Origin of the sequence: Treponema pectinovorum, assembly GCF_900497595.1 — a bacterium.
In the GTDB taxonomy this organism is placed as follows: domain Bacteria; phylum Spirochaetota; class Spirochaetia; order Treponematales; family Treponemataceae; genus Treponema_D; species Treponema_D pectinovorum.
The window spans coordinates 1-25,875 of sequence record NZ_UFQO01000008.1 but is presented as its reverse complement, the minus strand read 5'-3'; the positions used below and the strand labels follow the sequence as shown (position 1 = coordinate 25,875).

16 protein-coding genes are annotated in these 25,875 nt (G+C 38.3%); 5 read left to right on the top strand and 11 right to left on the bottom strand.

The genetic code is table 11. From position 1 onward, the window contains the following. Positions 1-13: 13 nt before the first annotated feature. Positions 14-2,173, bottom strand: coding sequence for a DEAD/DEAH box helicase (locus tag FXX65_RS09400; RefSeq protein WP_408057376.1), 2,160 nt, complete (start codon positions 2,171-2,173; stop codon positions 14-16). Between the two features lie 214 nt (positions 2,174-2,387). Between FXX65_RS09400 and FXX65_RS09395 the strand changes: the two genes are divergently transcribed. Beyond that, positions 2,388-3,038: a CarD family transcriptional regulator gene (locus FXX65_RS09395; RefSeq protein ID WP_147616053.1), complete on the top strand. Its 651-nt coding sequence runs from the start codon at positions 2,388-2,390 to the stop codon at positions 3,036-3,038. Next, on the top strand, positions 2,974-4,260 hold the full coding sequence (gene ispF, locus FXX65_RS09390) for a 2-C-methyl-D-erythritol 2,4-cyclodiphosphate synthase (RefSeq protein ID WP_246104374.1): 1,287 nt from the start codon (positions 2,974-2,976) through the stop codon (positions 4,258-4,260). Before FXX65_RS09395 ends, ispF begins: the two co-directional genes overlap by 65 nt. Before the next feature lie 23 nt (positions 4,261-4,283). On the opposite strand, the gene FXX65_RS09385 is transcribed toward ispF, so the two are convergent. The 9 genes from FXX65_RS09385 to FXX65_RS09345 form a co-directional block, all read right to left on the bottom strand. Beyond that, positions 4,284-8,003 carry a SpiroCoCo family coiled-coil protein gene (locus tag FXX65_RS09385; protein WP_408057374.1) on the bottom strand — a complete coding sequence of 1,240 codons (3,720 nt, stop codon included), beginning with the start codon at positions 8,001-8,003 and terminating at the stop codon, positions 4,284-4,286. A 36-nt stretch (positions 8,004-8,039) separates the two neighbouring features. Continuing rightward, complete coding sequence (locus FXX65_RS09380; protein WP_187107426.1) at positions 8,040-8,720, bottom strand: HAD family hydrolase; 681 nt, start codon at positions 8,718-8,720, stop codon at positions 8,040-8,042. 189 nt (positions 8,721-8,909) lie between these two features. Next, entirely contained in the window at positions 8,910-9,938 is a 1,029-nt protein-coding gene (locus FXX65_RS09375) for a hypothetical protein (RefSeq protein WP_147616051.1), read from the bottom strand. Beyond that, positions 9,938-10,342 carry an ExbD/TolR family protein gene (locus FXX65_RS09370; protein WP_147613655.1) on the bottom strand — a complete coding sequence of 135 codons (405 nt, stop codon included), beginning with the start codon at positions 10,340-10,342 and terminating at the stop codon, positions 9,938-9,940. Before FXX65_RS09370 ends, FXX65_RS09375 begins: the two co-directional genes overlap by 1 nt. Continuing rightward, complete coding sequence (locus FXX65_RS09365) at positions 10,342-10,953, bottom strand: MotA/TolQ/ExbB proton channel family protein (protein ID WP_147616050.1); 612 nt, start codon at positions 10,951-10,953, stop codon at positions 10,342-10,344. Before FXX65_RS09365 ends, FXX65_RS09370 begins: the two co-directional genes overlap by 1 nt. A gap of 67 nt (positions 10,954-11,020) precedes the next feature. Next, positions 11,021-12,694, bottom strand: coding sequence for a hypothetical protein (locus FXX65_RS09360; protein WP_147616049.1), 1,674 nt, complete (start codon positions 12,692-12,694; stop codon positions 11,021-11,023). Between the two features lie 13 nt (positions 12,695-12,707). After that, the gene (locus FXX65_RS09355; RefSeq protein ID WP_147616048.1) at positions 12,708-15,416 is read right to left on the bottom strand and encodes a tetratricopeptide repeat protein; all 2,709 of its coding nucleotides are present in this window, start codon (positions 15,414-15,416) and stop codon (positions 12,708-12,710) included. Between the two features lie 25 nt (positions 15,417-15,441). Next, positions 15,442-16,797 (bottom strand): hypothetical protein, encoded by a 1,356-nt coding sequence (locus FXX65_RS09350; protein ID WP_147616047.1) that lies wholly within the window; start codon positions 16,795-16,797, stop codon positions 15,442-15,444. A gap of 192 nt (positions 16,798-16,989) precedes the next feature. Further along, on the bottom strand, positions 16,990-21,561 hold the full coding sequence (locus FXX65_RS09345) for a 2-hydroxyacyl-CoA dehydratase (protein ID WP_147616046.1): 4,572 nt from the start codon (positions 21,559-21,561) through the stop codon (positions 16,990-16,992). Positions 21,562-22,336: 775 nt separating this feature from the next. On the opposite strand from FXX65_RS09345, the gene FXX65_RS09340 reads away from it, so the two are divergent. From FXX65_RS09340 to FXX65_RS09330, 3 genes are all read left to right on the top strand, one after another. Then, complete coding sequence (locus FXX65_RS09340) at positions 22,337-22,975, top strand: hypothetical protein (protein WP_147616045.1); 639 nt, start codon at positions 22,337-22,339, stop codon at positions 22,973-22,975. 323 nt (positions 22,976-23,298) lie between these two features. Next, positions 23,299-24,045, top strand: coding sequence for a pyruvate formate-lyase-activating protein (pflA, locus tag FXX65_RS09335; RefSeq protein ID WP_147613645.1), 747 nt, complete (start codon positions 23,299-23,301; stop codon positions 24,043-24,045). A 41-nt stretch (positions 24,046-24,086) separates the two neighbouring features. Then, the gene (locus tag FXX65_RS09330; RefSeq protein ID WP_147616044.1) at positions 24,087-24,773 is read left to right on the top strand and encodes an FAD-dependent thymidylate synthase; all 687 of its coding nucleotides are present in this window, start codon (positions 24,087-24,089) and stop codon (positions 24,771-24,773) included. Positions 24,774-25,080: 307 nt separating this feature from the next. Here FXX65_RS09330 and FXX65_RS09325 read toward each other — a convergent pair. Further along, positions 25,081-25,875 (bottom strand): transglycosylase SLT domain-containing protein (locus tag FXX65_RS09325; protein ID WP_342781539.1); only part of this gene is annotated, 795 nt, incomplete at its 5' end.

Below are 25,875 nucleotides of genomic sequence, written 5' to 3'. Positions count from 1 at the left end.
GTTCTAAATAAAATTAAAATTCTTCAAAATTCCTGCTGGATTTTTTATAAGCACTCGCTCCATTTCTTGTTGTTGAAGTATGTACTCGCGCTCTTCCGTGTTCATTTTTCAAGTTTCCAAGAAATTTGCTGCGCTTACCGCGCTCCCTGCTGGAATTTTCTCCTCTTGCTACTGAATAGCGATCTGCTCCAAAGCGACTTTGCCTTTCGCCACGGCGAAAAAAACTTCCTTCGGACTTTTCAAATCTTCCACCATCTCGTCTTCTTGAACGGCTGCGACCACTGCCAAAAAAGTTGTCGTCATCTTTTGAATCAAGGTGCATGTGCGGAAGGCTCGTGCGACTTTTAGAAAGTTCCAACGCACGAACTGCATTTACAGAAGGTAAACTCAACAATGAAAAATTCTGGCTCACATCAATTCGGTCAACCATTCTGCCAGGAATATGGAGTAAATCGCTAAAATATTCGGCGATTGACTTTGCATTGTAGCCATCTCGCCTTCCAAGCTGGACATAAATTCGTTTCTGGTCAGGAGTTGAGCCCCCCCCTGAGCGAGCAGCCATAACTTTTCCGTAGTGGCTTTCGTCGAGCGAGTTTCCGTAGTTTATTTCTAAAACAGCAGCAAGGATATCCTTTGCATCGTATTCCCCGCAAAGTTCATCGGCAGCTTTTTTATACAAATCTTTTACTTGAATCAATTTAGGCTCAAAAGTTTTTTTAGGTGAATTTTTATCTTCCGATTGAAATTCTTTCATTCCTATTGAATTTTCATTTTGATTTGCACTTTCATCAAAAATTGGAATCGTCTCATCATCATAGGTTTGATTTTTATCGTCCAAATCAAAATCATCGTTTTCGCTCTCGAATTTTGCTTTTAAACCAAGTTTTTCTTTGAGTTCATCAAAAATTCGCTGTCTTTTTACTTCTAAAACTTGAACAACCGACGGAACATTTTCTTCAATCATTTCGCCTTTTGCAGCAATGCGAATTCGTTTTTTTAAGAATTCTAGTTTTCGCCTTTCTTCCGGTCGCACGAAAGTAACCGCAATTCCTGAAGTTCCTGCACGACCTGTTCTTCCAATCCTGTGAACATAAGTTGCAGCGTCAAACGGAAGAGAATAATTTACAACATGGCTCAACCCTGTTATGTCGATACCACGAGCCGCGACATCCGTTGCAACGAGAATTCGAGTTTTTTTATTTCTAAATCTGGCAAGGATTTTCTCCCGCTGACCTTGCGGAACATCGCCGTGCAAGGCTGCCGCTTCGTATCCGCGCTCGTCCAAAAGCCTGCTAACTGTATCGGCATCGTTTTTTGTCATTGTAAAGACAAGCCCATAAAAATCCGGCGAAATGTCGATAAGGCGAACCAAGGCTTCAATCTTATCACGCTCGCTCACAACCCAATATTTCTGGTCTATCAGCAAAGGCTCTTCAACAAAACCCTCTTCTTCGACAACATCGTATTCGCCCATAAACTCTTCGGCAATCTGCAATATTGGTTTTGGCATTGTCGCGCTAAAAAGCAGGATTCTGCTGGAAGGATTTGCCTGTGCAAAGATTGACTTTATGTCGTCAACAAAGCCCATGTCGAGCATTTCGTCGCCTTCGTCAAGGATAAAATAATCAATCTTGTCGAGTTTTAAAGTTCCCCTTTCCAAGTGATCTTTTATGCGACCTGGAGTTCCAACAACGATTTCTGTTCCTCGTTTTAAATCTCTTATTTGTGTTGAATACGAAGCGCCACCGTACAAAACGGCAACACGCGGAAATTTTCCCGTCGAAAATGATTGCATTTCGTTGCAGGTTTGAATCGCAAGTTCTCTGGTTGGTTCTAGAATAAGTGCACGAACATGGTCGCTTTCTTCGCAGATATTTTGAACGATTGGAAGTCCAAATGCAGCAGTTTTTCCAGTTCCAGTTCTTGCCTTTGCGATTAGATTTGTGTCGCCGTTGAGCAAGCGAGGAATTGCCAGAGTTTGAATAGGAGAAGGAGTTTTAAAACCTTTTTTTTCGATTGCATCTAAGATTTTTTCGCTCAATCCTAAATCGGCAAAGGAAATTTCTTCTGAATCTTCAGATTCGTCAGCATTTTGAATTGGTGTTGTTTCGACAAAAACACCATCGCGGTTTGCCAAAATATCTTCGGCATTAAATTTTGAGTCTTTCATCATGTATCCCAAAGGCGAAATCCAGCCTTCAAAATACACCGTAAAAATCAGATACACCGTACAAAAAGGCTACAAAATCGCAGTTAAAATGTCAGCACCCTCTGTGCTGTGCGCACAATATAGATGAAATAAATAGAAAATGCAAGAATATTGTTGAAAATAATGCAATTTTCTGTGAATTGAACTAAAGCCTTATTTATGATATATTATAAAGAATATGAGTACACAATTTTTACTTAACGAAAAAGTAGTTTATCCGAGCCAAGGTGTAGGCGAAATCAAAGAAATTTTTGACAGAAAAAACGGCGAACAAATCGTTCAATATTACAGAATCTACCTTGAAGTTTCAGACATGATAGTCATGGTTCCTGTAGCAAATTCAGAAAAACTTGGAATAAGAAAGATTGTTTCCGCAGATGAAGCGCAAAAAGCATTGGAAATTTTAGGAGAACCAGTTGAATCTGTAACTTCGGACTGGAAATTGCGCTACCAGATGAACCTTGACCTCTTAAAAAAAGGAAGCATAGAAGACATAACAAATATCGTTCGAACCCTCTATCATCGCTCAAAAGTAAAGGAACTTCCAATTCAAGAGAGAAAACTCTACGATACCGCAAGAAAACTCCTTACAGACGAAATTTCGCTTGCACTGGGAATTTCTACAAAAGAGATAGAAGCAATGCTCCATGCAAAACTTGAAGTCAATGCAATTCACGAAAAGAAAGCTGTTCAACTTGATAGCGACGATGACGATGATGACGAATTTGGAGATGATTTGACTGCATCGTCAAATAATGAAGACGATGATTCCGATGAGAGAGACGATTCTGACGATGAAGAAAGCGATGATGACGGAGATGAAAGCTGATTCCTGTCAAAAAAAACTTGCTTTAATCTTAACCGCCGCTGGCTCTTCAAACCGCATGGGCGGCCTAAAAAAAGAATATCTTGAATTAAATGGCGGTACAGTTCTATCTTCTGCCGCCTCAGTTTTTTTAGATACCCTTGGATTTTCAGCAGTGATCGTAACCTTTCCGCACAAAGAAGATGTCAATCTTTTAAAAATCGAAGAGGAAAAATCCCGCAAAGCAGTTTTTAGCGATGAGCGTGTAAAAAAAGCAGCAGAAAATGGCATAAAATTTTTCTTTGTACCAGGTGGAAACAACAGACAGGCTTCTGTTTACAATGCTTTGCTAAAATTGCATAGCGTTTTTGGCGAGAATCCTGCACTGGTTTTTATACACGACGGAGCGCGTCCCTTTGTTTCAAAAAAAATTATAGTTTCTACTTATGCGCTTGCCCTCGAAAATGGTTGTGCTGCCGCAGGGATTGAGCCTGTAGACACTCAAAAAGAAATAGACGAGAAAGGTTTTATAACAAAGCACCTTGTGCGTTCTAAGATGATTTCGATTCAAACTCCACAGGTTTTTCCTTTGGACGAACTTTTGCAAGCTCACAAAAAAGCACAAAATTCAGCAAAAGAATTTACAGACGATACTGAAATTTGGGACGAATTTTCAAATGGACAAAAAATAAAGGTTTCGACAGGAGAAAGTTCCAACAAAAAAATCACATTTAAACAGGATTTAGACAAAAAATCGGGAGAAAAAGGGATGATTCGCATTGGGCTAGGTTACGACAAGCACGCTTTGGTAAAAAACCGAAAACTCATGCTTGGCGGGATACAAATAGAAAGTGAACTTGGCGAAGATGGGCATTCAGACGGAGATGTGCTTCTTCACGCGATAACAGACGCTCTGCTCGGTGCCAGTGCACTCGGAGACATAGGCTCGTTTTTTCCACCAGAAGAAGCAAAGTGGAAAGATGCCGACTCAAAATCGCTTTTAAAAACCGTGTGGGAAAAAATAAAAGAAGAAGGCTGGTCTCTCGTAAACCTTGACTGCGTTATCGCCTTGGAAAAACCAAAATTTCTGCCGTACAGACAAGCGGTTATCGCTTCAATCGCAGAAACTTTAGAAGTAAATTCCGACCAAATCTTTGTAAAAGCTAAAACAGGCGAAAAACTTGGAGACGTCGGTCAAAGCCGTGCCATCGAAGCGTTTGCAACCTGTCTTTTAGAGCAAGCTTAATCTGTCGCTTTTCAAAACTTCGCTTAGTTTAGATTTCCCATCTCTATAACCATTTCGATTTCGCCAATGCTGCGCTTCATAGTGCGGGCAATCTGTTCAACTTCCCAGCCTTGTCTTCTCAAATTGATTATATTTTCGCGGTCTTGTGGCGAAAGTCCCTTGCCCAGCGGTTCAGGATTTTTCTTTAAATCTTCGTTCGTTATGGCAGCGAGCAAGTTCATCTTTTGGTCGATTTTTGCATCGAGTTGCTGCAACCTTGTTTCAGTACGTCCAATACCCTCTCTGCTAGTTTGAATCTGCTTAACTTTTTCTTCTGCCTGCAAAAGTATATTATCCAACGATGACAACTGTTCAACCGCTTCATTTATCTTGGCGCGATTGCTAACGAGGTTATCAATATTTTTTTGAACATCTTCAATTTGGGCAGGAAGGGTATCCGCATGCCGACTTGCATCGTTTAAACGCGCTTCGAGATTTTTTAGAACATCAAAAGTTTTATCGACTTCGTTGGATATAACATCAATCTGTTTGCCTTTGGTTTCAAGCCTGTCATATCTCGTTGAAATTTCACCCAAAGTCTCTTGGAATTTTCTGACATTCAACTGCATCGAAGTCAAATCGTCGCTTGTTCTGTTCAATTCTACTATTTTCTGATCCATCTGCTCGCTCAACTGGACAAGGCGACTAAAATCTTTTTCCATTTCGTCAATGCGATTTTTCTCACTTGAAAATTTGCTCAACTTTGAATTTACATCTTCGTTTAAATTCCTTATAGAACGGAAACTTCCGTTTAATTCATCAACAGTTGACTGGAAAGTTTCCACTCTGCTTATCTCGTTTTTTAACTCAGAAAGTTCTGATTCAAGTTGAGTTTTTAATTGTTCCGCTTTTTGATAAACCTGCATCTGATTTGAAAAATCTTTAACTTCTTTGTCAATTTCGCTCAAGCGGCTTTGAAGATCAGAAGCGTCATTTTGCATTTTCATTACCATTTCTGCTTGGCGAGTATCGTTACTTTCGTTGATTTCTTGAATTTTAGAGCGAATGTCGCGCAAATTCTTTTCGGATTCAATATTTTGTTCCCTAACTCGCTTTTGAGTATCGTTCAGCATCTGTTCATACATTTCGCTCAACTGTGAAACAATGGATTGTGAACGCTCCTTATAACTTGAAATCGACTCGTCAACATTGCGTTGCAAATTGTCGATTGTCGCAGAAAGTTCTTCTCTTTCCTTTTTTGTAGAATTTTTAAAATCATCAAAACTCTGTTCCAATTCTTCTTTTAAACTTTCTATTTTTTGAACAGAAGCCTCTTTTGTTCCGTTGAGCTGCTCTGCAAACATATTTTTTGTCTGGTCAAATTGAGTTTTTAATTGATTTCTCCAAACGTTGTATTCACCAAGCATAGCGTCTATATTCGTTCTGTTGTTTTCTGACTGAGCTTTTATATTTTCGTCCAGAGAAGCAAGCCTTAGTTGAGTATCTTTTTCTGCCTTTGCGAGCAATTCTAAAATTCTCTGATTATAAGAATCCAGCGACGTTTTTACAAAGGAATCCTGACCCGCAGTTGCATCCTGAATTTGAGTGCGACTGTTCAAAGCGAATTCTTTCAAAGACTTTTCAAGTTCTTCGAGATTTGACCTCAATTCCGTTTCTGTTTTTTCAATTCCCTGTTTTACAGATTCCGCCTGCTCAGAACTGCGCTTTTGCAATTCCAGAAGTTCGTTTTTAAGATTTTCTGAATATTTATTTTCAAGTTCACGCCTGTTATCTTCAAAATCGCTTTGTACAATAGAAAGTTTCGATTCCATCGCATTTTTCCAGCCGTTAAGACGCTCATCCATGCTTTCGCTGCGTTTTTTAAGGTCATCATCAAATTTCGCTTCAAAATCGCTGAGAGCTGCGCTCACATTTCCACTTGCAGCAGCTTTCATATCGTCAAGATTTTTTTCAAGGGAAGAAATTTGCTCTATTAACGCTTGATTATTTTCCTTTACACCGTTTTCAAATTGTTTTTGCTCGCTCGTCTGCAAATCAGCAAAAGATTTAAAATCTTTAAGCACGTCCTGTTGTGTTTTTTCCAATGCAACGCGAAGTGTATTTTCCAATGCATCGACATCACTCGTTGCCATCTGCAATTTATTAAAGCGATATTCCATATCTTTGCGATATTCTTCAAGCTGCCTGTCAACTTCAGCAAGCAACTGGGTCTGCTTAATATCGTACGCAGAAGATATTTTTGCCATATTCTCTGCAAGCATCTTATTGATTGCTTCAATTTTTGCATCCGCCTGAGCTTGAAAATCCGCAAGTTGAGCATTTGCAGTTTCTGTCGCTTTTTTAATTGTCTCGGCAGTTGCAGTTGCTCCAGTTTTGCTGTCATTCATAGAATTTTGAATGATTGCGACAGATTTATTGAGTTCATCATTTAAAACGCTAACACGATTGTTTACTTCGCTTTCAATTTTGTTGATTTTATTTTCGACTGTGGTTTTGTAATTTGTAAGATGCTTATCTGCAATGTCTTGGAATTTTTCAAACGCGGCACTTTCTTTTTGAGTAGCATCCGTAATCGCCTTTTCAAAAAGCCCCGAATACTTTTGGTCAAGTTCTGCGGTCTGTTTTTCAAGTTTTGCTTTTAGCGCTTCCATGTTTTTTCCGCTGCCGTTAAGTTCTGCCACAAGTTCTTCGCTAAGTTTTCGGGTGGATTCGGCATGTTCCTTTATTTTTGTATCAAAAAAACTGACCTGTTCGTTAAGAGACTCTTCCAGAGAATAGATTTTTGAATCCAAATCTTTAGAAAATCCTTCATGCTTCATAGCGAGCAAAGATGAAAGAGAGGCTGTTTTGTTTCTAAATTCATCTTCCAAAGCCGCAGATTTTTCTGCCATCGAAGTCGAAAATGCATTGTTGAAAATTTCCTGATTTTTTTGCATTTCCATCAATTTGCTTTCCTGTTCTTTTGAAAGTTGAGCCGTTCGCTCCATCAATTTTTTTATATACGAATCGGTGCGATTTTTTGCTTCTTCTGCAAGTCGTTTGAATGCTTCATCCTCAAGATTTTTTGCTTTTTTGGTCGCCTCTTCGTAGGCAGTTTTTATTCCCTGCTCAACCTTTAAAAGAATTTCATCGGAATGAGCAGCAGAATTTTTTACAGAAGATTCAACCTGTGCGGCACGAGAGTTAAATTGATTCAACAATTCTGTGCCTATGATTTTTAAACTGTCGTTGTTCTTATTTTTAAATTCTTGAATTATAAGTGGAATTTTCTTTTCCAAAGCATCAACCGCTTTTGTTTCTTCGTTTAATTTTGAATTGAGCCGGTCTACAACAGCACTTTCTTTTTTTACTGCAACAAGGTTTTCTTCAACTCGGTCTGTCATCTCCATAAGTTCGCCGAGCGCTTTACCGTATTCATCAATTTTCTTTGTAATATTATCGACCTTTGCAAACTGTTCTTCAAAGCCGCGGCTCATCAACTTAAATTCTTCAATCTGCTTTTCAAGCCTGTTTACGGCGGCTACTGCGGAAGTCTGATGAGTTTCCAAATCCGCAGAAAGCGCATCCAGATTAGAAGACCTAGAACTAAAATATTCATCAATTTGATTTATTCTGGAATCCGTATAGTGCTTAACCTTGTTCATCGAATTATTTTCTTTGTCGGTTAAACGAAAAAACATGACCACAGCAACAGCAGCAATCGTCGATATAAGAATAGAGAGAACAGCCAATTTTTTACCCACCCAAAAATGAACTTTATATTGTATGTAAATCTGTTGTTATTGAGGACATTTTAACACAATATCTGCCAGTTGACGATAGTTTGAAAAATTGATGTCAGCAAGTTTGTATGGGAGATTCAGCAACTTTCTCCAAAACGGCATTATGTAAGCGGTTTTTAATCCCGCATTTTTTGCCCCTTTTACATCGTACTTTATAGAATTCCCAACATACAAAATATTCCCAGTTTTTACGCCAAGCGTATGGGCAAGAATTCCAAACGGATAAATCGAAGGTTTTAAAGCGCCACAAGCTTCTGACCCCAAAATTGCATCGCAATACGGAATCAAGCCCCACATTTCGCCTTTTTGTTCCGGCGGAAAATCCGAGAGGATTGCAATTTTAAATCCTGCATTTTTCAATCGTGAAAAAGTTTCTTCAACATACGCAAAAGGTTTTGTCTTTTTAAAATACGGCTTCATTCCGTCATAAACAATTTTTTGAATTTTCTCTTTTGCCTCTTCAACAGGACATTTTAAAAGTTCAGCCAGAAGCCGTGCCTGAAATTCATAAAAATCAGGAAGAGGAGCGGTTTTGTGCAGGATTTTTCGAACCTTGTTATACTTTATGTAGAATTTTAAATTTTTCAGAAAATACGGAATTATTTTTACATAAAATCCAAAAGACGAGTACAAAGTTCCATCTATATCAAACGCAATTACACTTATGCCGTCCAACATTCTTAAAATTATAAAGAAAACTTTTATTATGAACAATAATGTTTTTTAACTTTGTTCGCTTAGGAAATTTTATAGGGCGGATTTTTGCGTTCGCAAAAACCAGGTGTTGCGTGGCTCCGGCTTAAAGCCTACGACCAAACGCAAAAGCGTTTGTTTTCGCTTCGCTCACCACTCCACCCCTTTCCGCATTTATCGTTTTACAATTCTGTGTGTAAAAAATGCAGTTGCAGAATCAGAATCCGCAGTAAATCTCCATCGGCTTATCTGCTCTTCTATTTCGCGTCTAACCAAAGCAGAAGTCAGTGCAGAAGGAATTTTTATAGAATTCACTAAAACTCTTCCATCTGGATTTACGGTAAAACTTATATTCAATTCCACCGTTGCAGAAATAGTTGCACTTGCCGCTGGCGACAAATTTATCACAGGTTTTTCCGGTTCAAGCAAAGTTCTGCTCGTTCCATCGCTCATAACCAAAGCAATTTTTCCGTCTGGGGAACTCGCCGTTTTTATGTTAGAAGTCGAAGTAACACCGTTTCCTGCCGTAGAACTATAACTGGAAGAAGCGATATTTTTTAATGCAGCAGAAGTGGAAGATGAAACATTTTTGTTTGCTTGCGAAGAAGAATTTGAACTTTTTGAAGAAGAATTTTCCGATGCAGCAGCCTGTGCAGAAGTTCCTTCAAATTCGTTTATCTTATTTACAGGCGTTGTCTGTAAGTTTGAACTAGCCGTCGACGGAGAAGAATTTGAAGTTTCAGAAGAAGAGTTTTCAAATTTGCTCCAGTCAAATTCTTTTTTTTGCACTAGGCGAGATTTTCTCTGTTCTGCCATAAGTTCTTCAACGCTTTTTTGCAGTGTTTGAACGGCTTTTTTTTCTGGAACATTCTCGGTCTTTTTTCCCACTGGAGCAGTTGCAGTTTCCTGCTTTTTTACAGCAGGCTTTTGCTGTGCTTTTTGAACAGACTTTTCCTCAATTTTTTGTGCAGATTCCTGCGTTGCAGTTTCTTTATCAGGCTTTAGCTCTTGTGCTGGAGGAGCAGCTTCTTTTTTTTCTGCACGCAAAGGCGTTGTAGATTCACTTAAAGAAATTTTTACAGACTTATAAACTTTTTTCTGTGGCAAAAGCGACGCAAAAGAAAATAAGACAAAAAGAAAAATCCAGACTGCAAAAGTTCCCAAAAATGCAATCTTATTGGGACGGCGTTCAATTTTTGTCATTATTCGGTTGTCCTCAAATTTACGGCGACAAAACCATTTTTTCGCAAAACATCAAAAATTTTTACGATAGTTCCATTTGTAACTTTTTCGTCGGCTTCCAGAGTTATCGGATACTCTTCGCGATTTTTTCCTTCTGTATCAAACTTTTTTAATTTATCGTCCAAAGTTTGCATCGAAACCTTTTCTTCATTAAAAAAAAGTTCTCCGTTTTCGCCTGCCGTAATCGTAATTCCGCCAATGCTTTCTGCCTGTGCTGTAGAACTTTGTGGAAGATTTACATTTATGCCTGGCAAGACCGCAAAAGTCGTAGAAACAAGAAAAAAAAGTATCAGCTGAAAAACAATATCTATCATCGCAGTTAAATCAGAAACTGCATTCATTCCCCGCTTTCGTATAATTTTCATCAGTTTAAATGTCCTGTAAGCCTTAATAAAATTTCTGTAGAATAAGATTGGAGCAAAGTTATCTCTTTATTCACCCTTCGCGTAAAATAGTTTGAAAAAATCATCGACGGAATCGCCACAAAAAGTCCTGCCGCTGTAGTTACCAGCGCTTCTGCAATCGCCCCTGCAAGAACAGCAGGATTTCCCATTGCAGCACCAGCGCCCAAAACTCCAAACGCTTTTATGTTGCCGGTTACAGTTCCAAAAAGTCCGAGCAAAGTAGAAATATTTGCAATAGTTCCCAAGAGCGTAAGCGAATGCTCATATTGCGGAATGACCGCTTCAACTTCTGTTTCTATTATTTCTTTTAAATACGATTCTTCCAAATTCCTCATAGAAATTGCTTTTTTTACAACTTGAGCGAGCGGAGTTCCACAAGCGGTGCAAAATGCGTCTGCCGCAGAATAATCTTTTTTAATCAGTGCATCTTTTAGATTATTCTTTAAGATAGAATCGTTTTTTTTGAGCATCGAAAAATAAACACAGCGCTCAATTATTATATAAGTCGCTGCAATTCCGCATAGAACAATCGGAATCATCAAAATTCCGCCAGATTTTAATAAATTTAACATAATTTTCCTCTATTCTTATAAATCTACAAAATGATATTCATTTTTTGTAAGTGTTTTTATCAAATTTCTAAAATTGAAACTTCACCAGCATTTTTATGTGCGATGAATCGAGAACATATTCGCTTGACGCAAAAGCTCTGCTCCTGTTTAGAATCAATTTTATAATATCGGTTGCTTCGAGGGCAAGCCGAATGGATGGCGACGCTTTAAGCGAAGCGTTCATATCTAAAACAGGAGTTTTATCGCTTTCGCTTGCAAAAAATTGTTTTAAACTCGCCCCAAATTCCCAAGCAGAATCTTTTGCTCCATAAAAAAATTCACCTTTTAAAGCCTGCCCTTCTTCGATATATGGCACATCGAGCCAATAAGATTTCCAGCCCACAGAAAAGCGCAGTTGCTCTAAACTAAATTTAAAAATCGCTTCGCTATTAAAATCTGTGCGGTTTGTCTGCTGCAATCTATAAAACCCAGAGGCCAGAAGCGTTGTTGAATCAGAATAATTTGCTTGCCAAAATCCATTGTCAAAAGCAGTTTTTCTGAATTCGGCATTCAAGTCAAAATCAAAAAAATCCTTTACAGGCAAACTCGCATAAAAGTTTGCATACCAGTCGCTTTGTTCACTCGGAAGAGAAGGCAAAACAGAATACGGATTTTTTTCTTCCAAAATTGAAGCCAAAGTCAAAAACGAATCGATTCCACCTTGAATTTTAAATATCGCACTTCTCGAAGAAAGCGGCGTTTTTAAGTTGAATTGAGTTCCCAAAATAAAAGGAATTAAAAAATTATGATTGCCTATTGAAGTTCCAACAACAGCCGATACCGCACCAAAAAGTTTTACATTTTCATCCGTCCATGCAAAATCTATTCCCAAATTTGCACGATGAGTAGATTCTGCACTTGTAGCGTAAGCGGCTTTTTGCAAAGTTCCAGAATCTTTCATGTTTAACTGGCTTTGATATTTTGCAGAAAAATTGAGAGCGAAATTTGATTTTTTTAAACCAAAATCGATTTCTGGCGAAATGCTGAATATCTTTGCACTCTTTTGAAAATCGTCGTTCAAAGATACCGCACCTGGATATGTTGTTCCGTAGCGGCTGTAATAAGAAGAATTTAATTTTGCAGAAAGGTTCCAGTCGTTTGTCAATTTCCAAGATGCAAACGCCTCGCCACCAAAATTATTTTTAAGATAATCCGTAAACGAAGTTGATTTTAATTGAAATCCTCGGTCGTCATTTTTGTAAAAGGCAGAAAAATCGTATTCGCTTTTTTCGCGGAAAAATTGTTTTTTTAAGTCGATTTTTGTATTTCTGTAAAAAAATCCATCTTCAACATCTTTAGAAACAAATCCTTCTGCATTTTCGTGAAAAAAATTTATTGCAAACGGAGAATTTCCTGTTGTTCTATAAACAGAAAAATCGCCTGTAAAATAAAATGGAAAACCGCCGCCTATTTTGCCTTCCGCGTAAACGGATTTTTCGTTTTCGTCTTGAGATGAAGTTCCAGAAATATCTTCATTTTGTTTTTTGCTTTCAAATTTTGGAAGAGCAAACTCAGAATCATTTTCATTCGGAATTATTTTTGAATAATCTGGGATAGAATCCTTGCCAGCCGTCAAAACCGTTCCAGCGACAACAGTTGTAACATCTGGAAGTTCAATTTCTTCGCCTTGTGAGCTTTGATTTTGCGCAGATATAAAAAACGCCTGCAATAAAATTGCTCCAATTAAAATCGATTTTTTCATATTTTCTCCAAAGTTAATTTTTTAAAAGTTTATTCGCCTGCTTTGCATAATCGCTCGAAGGATATAACTCGCTCAAAGTTTTTGCTGTTGAACTAGCATCGCCTTTTAAGCCTGCCGCATCAAACGCTTCTACCGCTCCGTAAAGGCTTCGCTCTGCAAAGGAAGAAAGCCCCGCTTTTCTTGCAAATTGAGCTGCCATAAGATAAGTATTTGCTGATTTTTCATTTTTTATTTGGTTGCGATAAATTTCTGCCAGAATGATTGCAGTTTTTGCAGAATCTCCACTTTCCCCTTCAAACTTGGACTGAATTTCGAGCAATTCGCTCGCAAACTTTTCAATTTTTGCAAAACTGTCGCCATTTTGTTTATAAAGTTCGCAAAGTTCTGTGCCGATTTTTCGTCCCTGGATGGTCGTGTTTTTGCCTGATTTTTCGTATTCCGCTTGTTTTGATTCAAGCAGCGAAATTGATTTTCGATTTTTGGAAAGTTCTTCCAGTTTTTGCTTTGCAGGATATAAGTATGTTGAATTTTCTCCAATTTTTGCAACTTGCTCATAATACAAAATTGCTTTTTGTTTATTTCCCAAATTTTCAAGGCAAGAGGCTGCAAAATAAAGCGAAGCTACAAAAAAATTCCCATTTTCATAATTCTTGATGTACGATTCAAAAACTTCTGCGGCTTTTAAATAATCTTTTTGAGAATACAAAAGTTCTCCGAGCCTAAAAGTTGAATCTTCCGCAATCCTTCCTGCTTTTTTTTCTTTTGAAAGCGATAAATACAAATCTTGTGCCTGTGAATAAGACTTTTTTTGAATCATTATATCGGCCGCCAAGAATTTGCATTGATAGGCAAAATCGGTTTTTGCAGAAAAATGTTTTTCCAAAATCGAAATCGCTTCATCATATCGTTCTATATCGGTCAAAATTCCAACAGTTAAAAAAGTGCTTTCCTGTTTTTGTTCTTCATTTACAGAAAAATCCATCGCTTTTTTTGCAACCAAAAGTGCATCCGCGTATTTTTTTGACTGCAAAGCAGCACGGCTTGCAAGAATCATTGACTGCCAGAAAATTGCAGAGTTAGGATTTTCGTCCGCAACTTTTTTGAGATTTAAATAGGCTTCGTCATATTTTGCAGATTGATATTGGCTGTAACCTAAATAAAAACTTGCATAAGTTTGAGTTTTTGAATCTAAAGAATTCTTCGAAATTGAATTTTTAAATTCCTGCTCGGCACCAGTCCATTGCTTTCTGTTAAAAAGAGAAATCGCTTTTAAATATTGGGCTTGCGATTCTTGTTTTTTGTTTAGAGCGTTTTCTTTTTTTTGTTTTTCGTAAGATTTTTGGCTTTGCTCAAAAGAAGATTCCAAATAACCTGCGCTCAAAAGACTTTTTGCATAATCTAAATTACCGTTCAAATCCAAAAGATTTTTTTCGTCCAAAGCAGAAAAAATTTTATTCGCTTCGGTGTACTTTCCACTTCTTGCAAGCAGATTTGCTTTTAAGAGCAAAAGTTGCACTTCTGTAAAATTTTCCTTTTTTTCAAGAAGAGAAAGCGCTTTTGAATATTCACCCAAGTTATAAAATGCGTTCGCCTGCCAATAAATAAACTCATCTTCAAGATTTTGCGGAACATTTTTTAAACTTGCATATTCAAGACATTCATTCCAAAGTCCACACAAACCCGCAAACTTAGCACGCAAAAGCATTGCATACTCGTAATAAAATTTTTCTTCTTCAAAATGTAGCGTTTTCCAATTTTTGTTGATTTCTTCCAAAGAATCTTTTGCTTTGGAGACAACATCTTTTTTGGAAGTCAAAAATAAAATTTCCGCACGATAGAGAAGCGCAATCTGTTTTTCCTGTATCGAAGCATTTTTGTTAGCGTAATCAAAATACGAAAGCGATTTTGAAAAATCTTTGTCTTCAAAAGCTTCTATTGCAAGTTGAGTCCAAAACTGGCTTTTGCCAGACGAGGAGGAATCTTCGTTAAAAAGCTGACTGTAATATTCGTAAGCCAAATCATTTTTTTTCTGTTTTTCCAAAGAATTTGCAAGCGTTAAAATCAATCGAAAATGATTTTGGCTCTGGAAATTTTCTTTTACAAACTCGGTTGCATAGATTTCTGCCTTTTTAAAATTTTCGTCTAAAAAAAGACTTTCAACTAAGAGAACAGCAGAATCTTCATATTCAAAAGAGGAAAGATGATTTGCATTTCTTATTGCAAACTCAAAACAGCATGTCGCCGCCGAATAATTTTTTCTTTGGAATTCTGTTTTTCCAGAAAAATATACGCAATTTACAAAAAGTTTTTTTTCATCACGAGAATCAAAATCTTTTAAAATTTTTTCTGCATCGTAAAAACAAGTGCTTGCCGCATCATAATTTTTTAGCTCAAAATAGCAGCGACCAAGCCAATAAAATCGATTTGCGTTTAATTCCTTTTGATTTTCATCTTTAATTTTGAATGAAGTTAGAATTTTTAGAGCATCGTTTGCATTTTCCATTTTTAAAAGCGACTGTGCTTTTAAAAGTTTTGCTTTAGAAAAATAAATCGAATTCCGCTCATCCTGCAAAATTTCATCTGCAAAACGAATAACGCCTGGATAAAATCCACTCGAATATGAGTCCTGCATCTTAAAAAAAAGCGACGATGCTTCATCTGCAAAAAGCGCCGCTCCCACAAAAAAGGAAGCGAGAGCAAAAACGTATAATTTTTTTTTCATTAAAACTCCAATTCAAGAAAGTATTTTAATCAGGGAAAAAAGAATTTTCTGTGAGCAACCTCGAAAGATTGACAAAACATCCCTTATACTTATTAACAAATTGAGTCAAAGAAAGTTCCTTGCCATTCTCAAAAATGACACATTCAAAATGACCGTTTTTATCATAATACGGAAAAATCACCGCACATTCGTCAAACACAAAATATTCCAGGGGCAAATTGCCAGAAGTTTTTGCAGGACGTTTTACGGCAGCGAGATAGCAATAAGTGGGTTCTGTAGAAGCCAAAACATACAGCAGAGGTTTTAATTTTTCAACTTCATATCCTGAATCTTTTATATAACCTACAGTTTGCGTTATTCCCTGCGATGTAACTTCTGCGCTAAAAGGCTCAATTTTAACATCTGCATGGGAATCATTCCAAAGGTAATGCCTTGAACTTCTTATAGAAAGACAGGCGGCTGCAAGATTACGACACCAGTCAAGCGTAAAAGAAAGTGGCAAGCTTTGATTCAATTTTGCCTGCAAACCTATTTTTTCGTATTCAACCGTTTGCACTAAGAGCGGTTTTACATAAAGATGACTTCCTGCAACGGGCTCTACAAGTCCGTCGGCTATCCATTTTAAAAAGCCAGCCGAATCCAATTCCAAAAAATCTTTCGATTCAACTTTTCGTATTTCTCCAGAAAAAATATCAACAAGCTCCCCGTTTTCGTCATAGCATGAAGCAGGCGAATAGTGAATCCTATTCAAATTTTTTCTTATAACGCCAATCATCTGCAATTTTGAGCCAAACTGTCCAAGTTTCAAATCCGCATATTTCCACGGTAGGATTTTTTCCGTTGCTTGTAAAATTTCTCTGAACGATGCCGTATAAAGTTGTTCAAATGGAATACCAATCGGAACGCCTTTTGCAGCGTAAAGACCTGCAATAACGAAATCTGCAAGGGTTATATTTCCGTTGGGAGCAAATTGAATGTACATTTCGCTGTTCACAGAAAAATAAATTCTAATCCACTCGCCCTCGCCTGTTAATGAATTACGACTTAAAATCCAAGAGCCAAAAGCGTCGCCCGGATATTCATCGACAATCTTCTGCTCAACGCCGTCTTCTGTATAGAAATCCATCTTTAGTTTTACCTGAGGAGCAACTATTATCGCAAAAGAGCCTTCTGTTTCTTCCATTCTAACTTGAAAAGGCTCTGCAATCGCATTCATGCGAACTTCGGAATATTTTTGGCGAATACTTTTTAAATCGCCATAAAACCAAGACTGTGCAATCGCCTTTCTTATTTCTGTTGAATCTGGAAGATTCATCTCATTAAAATCCGCAAAAACTGGCAGGCATAAAAAAGCAAAAACGATAAGGAAAAATCTCTTCATAATAGACATTATCGGCACAATGAGGCTTTTCAACTAGAAAATAGAATCGAAAACATCGCATAACAAAGTGGCACTGCAAAATACTTGCTTGCAATAACTGGCTTCACAATAAAAAAACACCGCTTAAAAAAAGATGTAAATCCAAATTCAAGCGGTGTAAATATCAATTTTATGCAAATTTTCTATACACGATTAACTTACAGCTGTCGTTGCAGGAATCATATTTTTAGCGTCAACTGGATCGTCATCTACAAACTGACTTCCGCCAGACGCATACTGGATAATCGGGTCAACCGGACCTTTTTTTGTCCAAATTTTGCCGTTCTTCAATTCATCTGGGTTTTCGCCTACAGGCGCATTAGAAAGCAAAAGTTTTACGCGGTTCAACTGGTTTACTTCCGACGCACCAGGATCATAATCGATTGCGCTTATGTTTGACTGTGGGAATTTTCTTCTCAATTCCTTAATCATTCCTTTTCCTGTTATGTGGTTAGGAAGACAACCAAATGGCTGTACGCAAGCAACAGAAGGAGCGCCAGAGTGAATGAGCTCTATCATTTCTGCGGTTAAGAACCACCCCTCGCCACTTATGTTTCCAACTTGGCAAATTCCTTCTACGGAATCCATCATCTTCCAAATACTTGTAGGAGTTGTAAAGCGGCGGCTTCTTCGTAAACAATGGTTGCTGTATGAGCGATAAAAATCGAGCATTTTGATTATCAATTTGCCGTTTCGCTCTTCTTTTGAAGGGAAGGCAAGTTCTTTGTGGCGGAATTTTCCGTCTGCCATCGTATAATAGACAAAGTCCATAAGGTCAGGCATTACGCATTCCGCACCTTCTTTTTCTATTACATTTACAAGGTCATTGTTTGCAGTAGGATGAAATTTTACAAGAATTTCACCAACAACTCCAACGCGTGGCTTTTTTACAGGAAGAATTGGAAGCCTGTCAAACTCTTTAACGATTCCTCTAATCATTCTGTGATAGCCAAAAATCGAAAGCGATTTTAACTGCTTTATAACCTTTGCATTCCATTTTTCGTAAAGCGCATTTGCACTTCCAGGAACGGCCTCGTAAGGTCTAACTCTGTATAGAACCCTCATCAAAAGGTCGCCTATAAACGAAGCCATCATCGCACGATGAACTAAAGGCAAGGTGAATTTAAATCCGGGATTTTTTTCCAAACCAACTGTGTTCAATGAAATTACCGGAACCTGTCCCCAGCCTGCATCGTTTAATGCACGACGGATAAAGCCAATGTAGTTTGTAGCACGACAACCGCCACCAGTTTGAGTAATCAGGAGTGCAGTTTTGTTTATATCGTACTTTCCGCTTTCCAAAGCGTGCATCATCTGCCCCGCAACAAGTATGGAAGGATAGCAAGCGTCGTTATTTACATATCTAAGACCAGCATCAACAGCTTTTGGATCGACCGCATCCAGAACAACCATTTTATATCCCGAATACCTAAAGGCGGCTTCGATTAATCTCATGTGGATAGGCGACATCTGTGGACAAAGGACTGTATATTCGCCTTTCATCTCTTCTGTAAATACAACTCTCTGATATGCAGAAGATTTTACAATCACCTTTTTCTTTGAACGCTGGCGCGCTTTTACAGCGGCAATCAAAGAACGAATTCTTATTCGCACTGCTCCAAGATTACTTCCTTCATCAATCTTAATGAGCGTGTACATTCGGCTTTTTGCCTTCATTATGTCGTCAACCTGATCTGCCGTTACAGCGTCGAGCCCGCAGCCAAAAGAAGTTAATTGAACAAGTTCCAGATTCGGCATTCCTGCAACAAAATTTGCAGCACGATAAAGCCTGTTGTGATAAACCCACTGGTCAACAATGCGCAAAGGTCGCTCTATTGCACCAAGGTGAGCAACAGAATCTTCTGTAAACACAGCGAGCCCCAATCCGTGAATCATCTCTGGAATTCCGTGGTTGATTTCTGGATCAAGGTGATATGGGCGCCCCGCAAGCACAATTCCGTTACCACCGCTTACAACGAGTTGTTCGAGCGCTTCTTCTGCGGCATTTTCCGTATCAAGTTTAAACTGCTCTTGCTCCTTCCAACCTGCGTCAACAGCGTCATAAACCTGTTTTTCTGTCAAAGTCGGATAATATTTGTGAATCTCCTCATAAAATCTTTCCTTAAGGCGAATTTTATCGTAAATAGGTAAGAACGGATTCATAAACAACAAATCTTTTGCATTTATTACATTATCGAGGTTGTGCTTTAAAACTTCTGGATAAGAAGTTACAACAGGACAGTTGTAGTGATTTCCTGCCCCCAAATCTTCCTGCTTTTCGTAAGGAATGCAAGGGTAGAACACAAACTTGCAGCCCATCTTTAAAAGCGACTCCATGTGGCCGTGGCTTATCTTAGCAGGATAGCATACAGATTCAGAAGGAATTGAATCTATACCACGCTCATAAATCATGCGGTTAGAGCGAGGGCTCAATTTTACCTGGAATCCCAATTTTGTAAAAATAGTGAACCACATTGGATAGTTTTCGTACATGTTAAGAACTCTAGGAATTCCAACGCTACCCATTGGCGCTTCTTCTGGTCTAAGCGGAACATAGTGATTAAACAATCTCTTATATTTCCAGTCAAAAAGATTAGGGAGTTCAATAGGCGCTTCATCAATACCTGTATTCTGTTTGTTAGAACCGTCGACAGTTTTAGTATCCTTTAACTTATGGAGTTCCAATCCTCTTTCGCACCTGTTGCCCGTTATAAACTGCCTTTTTTCGCCACCCGCAGAAAAAGTGTTTATCGTCAAGAGACAGTTGTTCTGGCAGCCGCCACAACGAGTAAGTTCAAGATCAACTTTAAAAGATTCCAACTGCTCCAAAGTTGCTATATTAGAAACAACCTTAGGCGGAATCCAGCCTTTTTCCTGACCTGGCTTTGGAGCGGTTAAATCGCACCACTGGTCGTATGCAATAAGTGCAGAACCGTACGCACCCATAAGCCCTGCAACATCGGGTCTAAATACTTCAACACCAGAAATTTTTTCAAATGCACGAAGAACCGCATCGTTGTAAAAAGTTCCCCCCTGTACAACAACTTTTGTTCCAATTTCAGAAGCACGACGAAGTTTTATAACTTTAAACAAGGCATTTTTAATTACGGAATAAGAAAGTCCGGCAGAAATATCATCTATAGTAGCGCCTTCCTTTTGTGCCTGCTTAACTCTACTGTTCATAAAAACAGTACAGCGTGAACCCAAGTCAACAGGCTTTTTTGCAAGAAGAGCCCTTTTAGAAAATTCTTGAATATCCAAGTTCATTGAATTAGCAAAGTTTGCAAGGAACGAGCCACAACCTGCAGAACACGCTTCGTTTAATTGAATAGAAGTGATTGCACCATCTTTCATCCTTAGGCATTTCATGTCTTGCCCACCAATATCGAGCAAAAATTCAACGCCAGGAACAAAAAATTCAGCAGCACGATAGTGAGTTATCGTTTCAACTTCGCCAGCATCAACACCCAAAGCCGCTTGAAACAGTGCCTCTCCATAACCAGTAGAAACAGAGCGTGCAATATAACAGTCTTTAGGAAGTATCGTATATAAAGTTTTTAAAACACGCACTGCAAGGTCAACAGGATTTCCAGCATTTACATCGTAAAAATCCCATAAAATCTCGCCTTTTTTATTAACCAAAACCGCCTTCGTTGTAGTAGAACCAGCATCCAATCCCAAAAACAAAGGGCCGCTCGCCTCGCTCAATTTGCTACGGCTAGCCTTGTCTTTTGCATGGCGTTCACGAAAGTCTTTTAAATCATCTTCATCTATAAAAAGGGGCTCAAGGCGTTGAACTTCGTTTAATTCAGCACCTTCAAGATTTTTAAGGCTATCTCTAAACTGGGCAATCGTTAAAAACGACTTAGGGGCTTCACCACCAACGCAAGTGTATCTTTTTTCCGCAGAAAAAGCAGAACCCGCAGCAACAAAAAGTTGAGAATCTTCTGGAACAATAGTTTCTTGTGGAGTGAGTTTTAGAGTTTCAATAAAACGCTGTCTCAACTGGTCAAGAAAGTGCAAGGGTCCACCTAAAAACGCCACATTACCGCGAATAGGTTTACCGCAGGCAAGACCGGATATAGTTTGATTTACAACCGCCTGAAATATAGAAGCCGCAATATCTTCTCTTCTAGCACCTTCGTTTATGAGCGGTTGAACATCTGTCTTAGCAAAAACGCCACAGCGTGCCGCAATCGGATATATAGTGTTAAATCCTGCCGCAAGTGCGTTAAGACCTGGAGCGTCGGTTTCCAAAAGAGCGGCCATCTGGTCAATAAAAGCACCAGTACCACCAGCACAGGTGCCGTTCATTCTCTGCTCAACACCGCCAGTAAAGTAAGTAATCTTCGCATCTTCGCCGCCAAGCTCAATAACAACATCTGTTTGTGGAATAAGCTTTTTTACCGCAGTAGTAGCCGCAACAACTTCCTGAATAAATGGAATATTCAGCCATTGCGAAACAGAAAGCCCACCAGACCCCGTAACCTTAACAGAAACGGTATGCTTTTCGCCAAGTGGCAAATCTTTTTCAATAACATCAAGCGCTTTGGAAACAACAGAAATAATCGTATTTCTTATATCAGCACGGTGACGCTGATAGTCTCCATAAAGCATTTTATCGTTTTCATCCAAGCAGACAACCTTAACCGTTGTAGAGCCAACATCAATACCAATGCGCACAGGTGTCACAGCTGGAGTAAAATTAACATTTGAAAGTTCCATCAAGTACCTCTTTTATATGAACTAACTTTTCTACATTATATACTTAAAATACTCTTAAAGCGAGTAAGGGCGACTTTTTACGCAAGCATAAAAACCGGGCTTTGCGTGGTTCCGCTAACTCTCCATTGGCTTACGCCAACGGCTTCGCCGCCACTACAATCCCTGTCGCTGTCGCACACGGATGTGTACTTACAATAAATGTCGACAGTTTTTGTAAAGAAACTGTCTGTTAAAGAAAAACACGGACGTTTTTCTTTAACGCCAATCCCTGCCGCATTTATAACATTTGTCGCACACGGAGGTGCGATTTACAAACATTTAGGACAGTTTTGCAAAAACTGTCGTTTAAGAAAAACACGGACGTTTTTCTTAAACACCACACGGAGGCATCTCTCTCCCCCTAAATGCATAGGACTCTAGCACTTCTATATCTTAAATTCAACATAATTCATTTTTTTCACCGTTATCGCATTATAGATAATAAACTATTTTTATGGACAATATCTTTAAAAAAGAGTTTTTGGATATTATCCAAATTTTCTCCTCATTAACTGTAAAGAGCATAATATAAATTATTTTTCTATAAAATATACTCTAGTTTATATAATAAATTATAAATTTAACGGTATTTTAAAAAATGGCAACAACTTAGTCTATTCCCGACCACTGAAAAATTAAATTAAACTTTTATCATTAAAAATATATGCATAAAACATAAATGTCAGCATAAAAAGGTAGTCTTTATCTTTCATGCAGATAAAAAAGGAGAATTTTTATGAAAAAGTTAACAAAAGTGGCTATCCTGCTTGCAGCAACAGCCCTCTTATTTGGAACAGTTGCATGTAGCAGTGGTAGTGATGACGACAAACCAACATCACAACCAGGAAACAGTGGTGGAAGCGGAGGAGCCTCAACAGTCTCAACATTCGACTCTTGGACATTTACTCCAAGTACAGACAGTGCAATAACTGCCCTAACCCCAAAGGGAACTCTTACATCAGACATAACAACAAAAGGAGAAAGTGCAGTTCTTAACCTAACCCTATCTAAAAACGGAACAGGAATAGGAGCAACAAAAGCGAGCGATCCTAATTTTACAACTTTCTTTTATGATTCAAAAAAAGGTCTTTTAATAAAACGCGATGCATTAAAAATTGCAGACGTAAAAGGCAAGGTAAAACTCACTGTTGGTTGGTTTATGAATTCAAAGAAACCAGCTGGCGACCGTAAGCTTGAAGTAACTATTGGCGACACAGGCACAACTGAAGAAACACAAACAGTAGATACAACCAGCAAAGCTGCAAAGATGCCTGATTATGTTGTAACAGTAGATGCACAAAATGGAACAAACATTTACATAGGTGCTTCAAACGAAGTTTACATTCAGTCAATAAAAATCGAAAAAGCTGAATAAAAACAACTAATCACTAAAAAAGGAAAATCCCCAGTGAAGCAAAACTCGCAGGGGATTTTTTATTGTGTGCGAGAGTAAAATCCCTTCCATCAATTCATTTTTCATCGCTGACTTCTTCTTATTCTAACTTCATCTCCGTTCCTTAAAATCCAGTTGCAGATGTGTTCCTTTATTTTTACAAAATCCTCAATTCTTATCTTTACCCACTTCTATCCCCCATATCGATTACGCCTCTTTCCCAACATATTTTCTTAACAAGTTATTCTATTCTTTTTGTGTTCATACACCCTCAAATTTGTTAAATTATATAGCAGAGGTATATTATGAAAGGCTATATTCATCAATTTGAGAGTTTTGGTTGCGTTGACGGGCCGGGAAGTCGTTTTATCGTTTTTTTTGCGGGGTGCAACTATCGCTGTAAATATTGCCACAATCCAGACACGTGGATTATGAAAGACGGCAAATTGATGGAAACTGACGAGGTTCTAAAAGAAGCACTTTCTTGTCGTGCCTACTGGGGCAAAAAGGGTGGAATTACCGTTAGCGGCGGAGAGCCTCTTTTGCAGATAGACTTTTTATTGGAACTTTTTACAAAAGCAAAAAAACTTGGAATAAACACCTGTATAGATACCGCAGGCGGACCTTTCACAGAAGAAGGCGAATGGTTTGAAAAATTCAAAAAACTTATGGATGTTACAGACCTTATTCTAATGGACATTAAACACATAAACGAAGAAGAACACATAAAGTTGACCGGTCATACAGGAAAAAACGTTCACGAAATGTTTTTATATCTCGATAAAATTCAAAAGCCTATTTGGATAAGGCACGTCTTAGTTCCTGGAATTACAGAAAACGAGCAATACTTAACGCAGACAAGAGATTTTATTAGAACTTTGTCAAATGTTTATCGTGTAGAAATTTTGCCTTATCACGGACTTGCTATTACAAAGTATCACGAAATGGGTATAAAATATCCGTTGGAATCGACCCCAAGCCCAACGCAAGAAAGCATAGAAAAGGCAAAGCAAATTCTTGAATGCGACAAATATACCCGCTGGAAAGAATAAATTTTTAAGATAAAATACGAACACAAGGAATATGTGTAAAAATGATAACGATTTTTGACTCTACAGATAAATTCCCACTGCAAAAAATCGGCAAAATGGCAGGTGTCTGCTGGAATTCGCCAATAGATTCTAAAGAAAAAAACATAAAGCGTGCTCAAGACTGCATAATAAGCGGACATGGGCGCGTATTGGAATACGTAGACATAGAACTTTGCATAGAAGGCTATTCTGCAAGGGCGATTAGAGAATACTACACGCATATCGGTGGCGCTCCAACTCGTTTACAGGAATCGACCAGATATGTAAACTGCGAAAAATTTGATTTTTACCTGCCACAAAGCGTAACAAAAAACGAAAACGCAAAAAAGATATATGATGGATGCATGGAAGAAATAAAAAAAACTTACGCAAAACTTATAGAAGCTGGAGTTTCTAAAGAAGATGCGGCAAATATACTTCCGCTTGGGATGATGACAAAAATCGTCGACAAAAGAAATTTGCGCAACATGATTGCACTTATGAACCAGAGGCTTTGCACTCGCGCATACATAGAAATTCGCAAAATGGCAAACGAAATAAAAACCTCTTTAAGCGAATATTCAAATGAATGGAAATGGATTTGCGATAATTTTTTTGTTCCAAAGTGCGATGTTACAGGTTGGTGTACAGAAAGCAAATGTTGCGGTCGACGTCCAAAAAAAGAAAACACCATTCCATTAGAATTATAACAAATCAAAAAAAATCCAAATTTTTGTTTAAAAGACATTCCGCTGCAAAACTGCAATATTTGTAAGTCGCAAAAATCGTGCAAGGGATTGGCGTTAAAGAAAAACTTCCGTGTTTTTCTTTAACCGACAGTTTTTAACAAAACTGTCGATATTATTTTGTAAGTACACCTCCGTGTGCACAAGCGAAAACAAGCGCTTTGTGCTTGGTCGTAGGCGAAAGCCGTAGCCTCGTAAAGCCCGGTCTGCCGGAAGGCAGATGCGCCCTTAAATAAAAAAAACTCTCCAATTTAGGAGAGCGTAAACAGAATTACTTACGAACCAAACCGCTGTTTCTATACGGCACATCGTAAAAAGCGACTATGTCCGAATTAAAACGGCTTTCAATCCTTGCACGATAGGCGCTTATCTTGGCAACATAGTTGAGCGTGTGTTGTGGAGTTTTGTTGGCTCTTACTCTAGAAGTTCCTGCATTGTACATAGCAAGAGCGGTAACATCATTGCCTTTTCCCGCCAAATCCATACACCAGCGCAAATGAATCATTCCGTAACGTGCACTTACAGACGGATCGAAAAATTCTTCTTCGCTAAGCCGTGGGAAAGATGCGCTGTTCAACTGGAACAAACCTCTGTCTACAGTTGCATTGGAATTTCTGTTAACCGCTTTTGGATTAAATCGGCTTTCGACAAATGCAAGGCTAAAAGCAAGGCTCAAAGGCACGTTGTTTTTGTCAGCGTTTTCCAAAATCGTAAGCGCAACAGCACGACTTCCAGTAACCTGTGTGTAAAACCATTCAACAGCGGCTTTGGAATGTGGCTGGCGATAAAGCTCAAGAGCACGGTCAACGCCCCCAGCAAATTCAGGGTATTCAGATTTTAGTCCTGCTTCCAGAGCAATTTCGTTAGAATAATCAAAGTTAATCAAAGATGCATAAGAATCAAAATCTGAAACTGTTTTTTCTTCTGTGGGAAGCATAACATGCACTAAAAAACACGCGCTCAAAAACAAAACGCTAAGTGCAAAAGTTCCCCTCAATAATTTTGCAGTATACGAACTCATAATAGAAAACATACTGTCATATAAAAAAATTAAATTCAATTGGAG

Excerpts from the sequence above, each read along its gene's own strand:
- FXX65_RS09400 (WP_408057376.1), bottom strand. The coding sequence starts at position 2,173 with ATGATGAAAGACTCAAAATTTAATGCCGAAGATATTTTGGCAAACCGC.
- FXX65_RS09365 (WP_147616050.1), bottom strand. The coding sequence starts at position 10,953 with ATGTTAAATTTATTAAAATCTGGCGGAATTTTGATGATTCCGATTGTT.
- FXX65_RS09395 (WP_147616053.1), top strand. The coding sequence starts at position 2,388 with ATGAGTACACAATTTTTACTTAACGAAAAAGTAGTTTATCCGAGCCAA.
- FXX65_RS09330 (WP_147616044.1), top strand. The coding sequence starts at position 24,087 with ATGATAACGATTTTTGACTCTACAGATAAATTCCCACTGCAAAAAATC.
- FXX65_RS09350 (WP_147616047.1), bottom strand. The coding sequence starts at position 16,797 with ATGAAGAGATTTTTCCTTATCGTTTTTGCTTTTTTATGCCTGCCAGTT.
- FXX65_RS09360 (WP_147616049.1), bottom strand. The coding sequence starts at position 12,694 with ATGAAAAAATCGATTTTAATTGGAGCAATTTTATTGCAGGCGTTTTTT.
- FXX65_RS09375 (WP_147616051.1), bottom strand. The coding sequence starts at position 9,938 with ATGACAAAAATTGAACGCCGTCCCAATAAGATTGCATTTTTGGGAACT.
- FXX65_RS09355 (WP_147616048.1), bottom strand. The coding sequence starts at position 15,416 with ATGAAAAAAAAATTATACGTTTTTGCTCTCGCTTCCTTTTTTGTGGGA.
- ispF (WP_246104374.1), top strand. The coding sequence starts at position 2,974 with ATGATTCCGATGAGAGAGACGATTCTGACGATGAAGAAAGCGATGATG.
- FXX65_RS09340 (WP_147616045.1), top strand. The coding sequence starts at position 22,337 with ATGAAAAAGTTAACAAAAGTGGCTATCCTGCTTGCAGCAACAGCCCTC.
- FXX65_RS09380 (WP_187107426.1), bottom strand. The coding sequence starts at position 8,720 with ATGTTGGACGGCATAAGTGTAATTGCGTTTGATATAGATGGAACTTTG.
- FXX65_RS09370 (WP_147613655.1), bottom strand. The coding sequence starts at position 10,342 with ATGAAAATTATACGAAAGCGGGGAATGAATGCAGTTTCTGATTTAACT.
- FXX65_RS09345 (WP_147616046.1), bottom strand. The coding sequence starts at position 21,561 with ATGGAACTTTCAAATGTTAATTTTACTCCAGCTGTGACACCTGTGCGC.
- pflA (WP_147613645.1), top strand. The coding sequence starts at position 23,299 with ATGAAAGGCTATATTCATCAATTTGAGAGTTTTGGTTGCGTTGACGGG.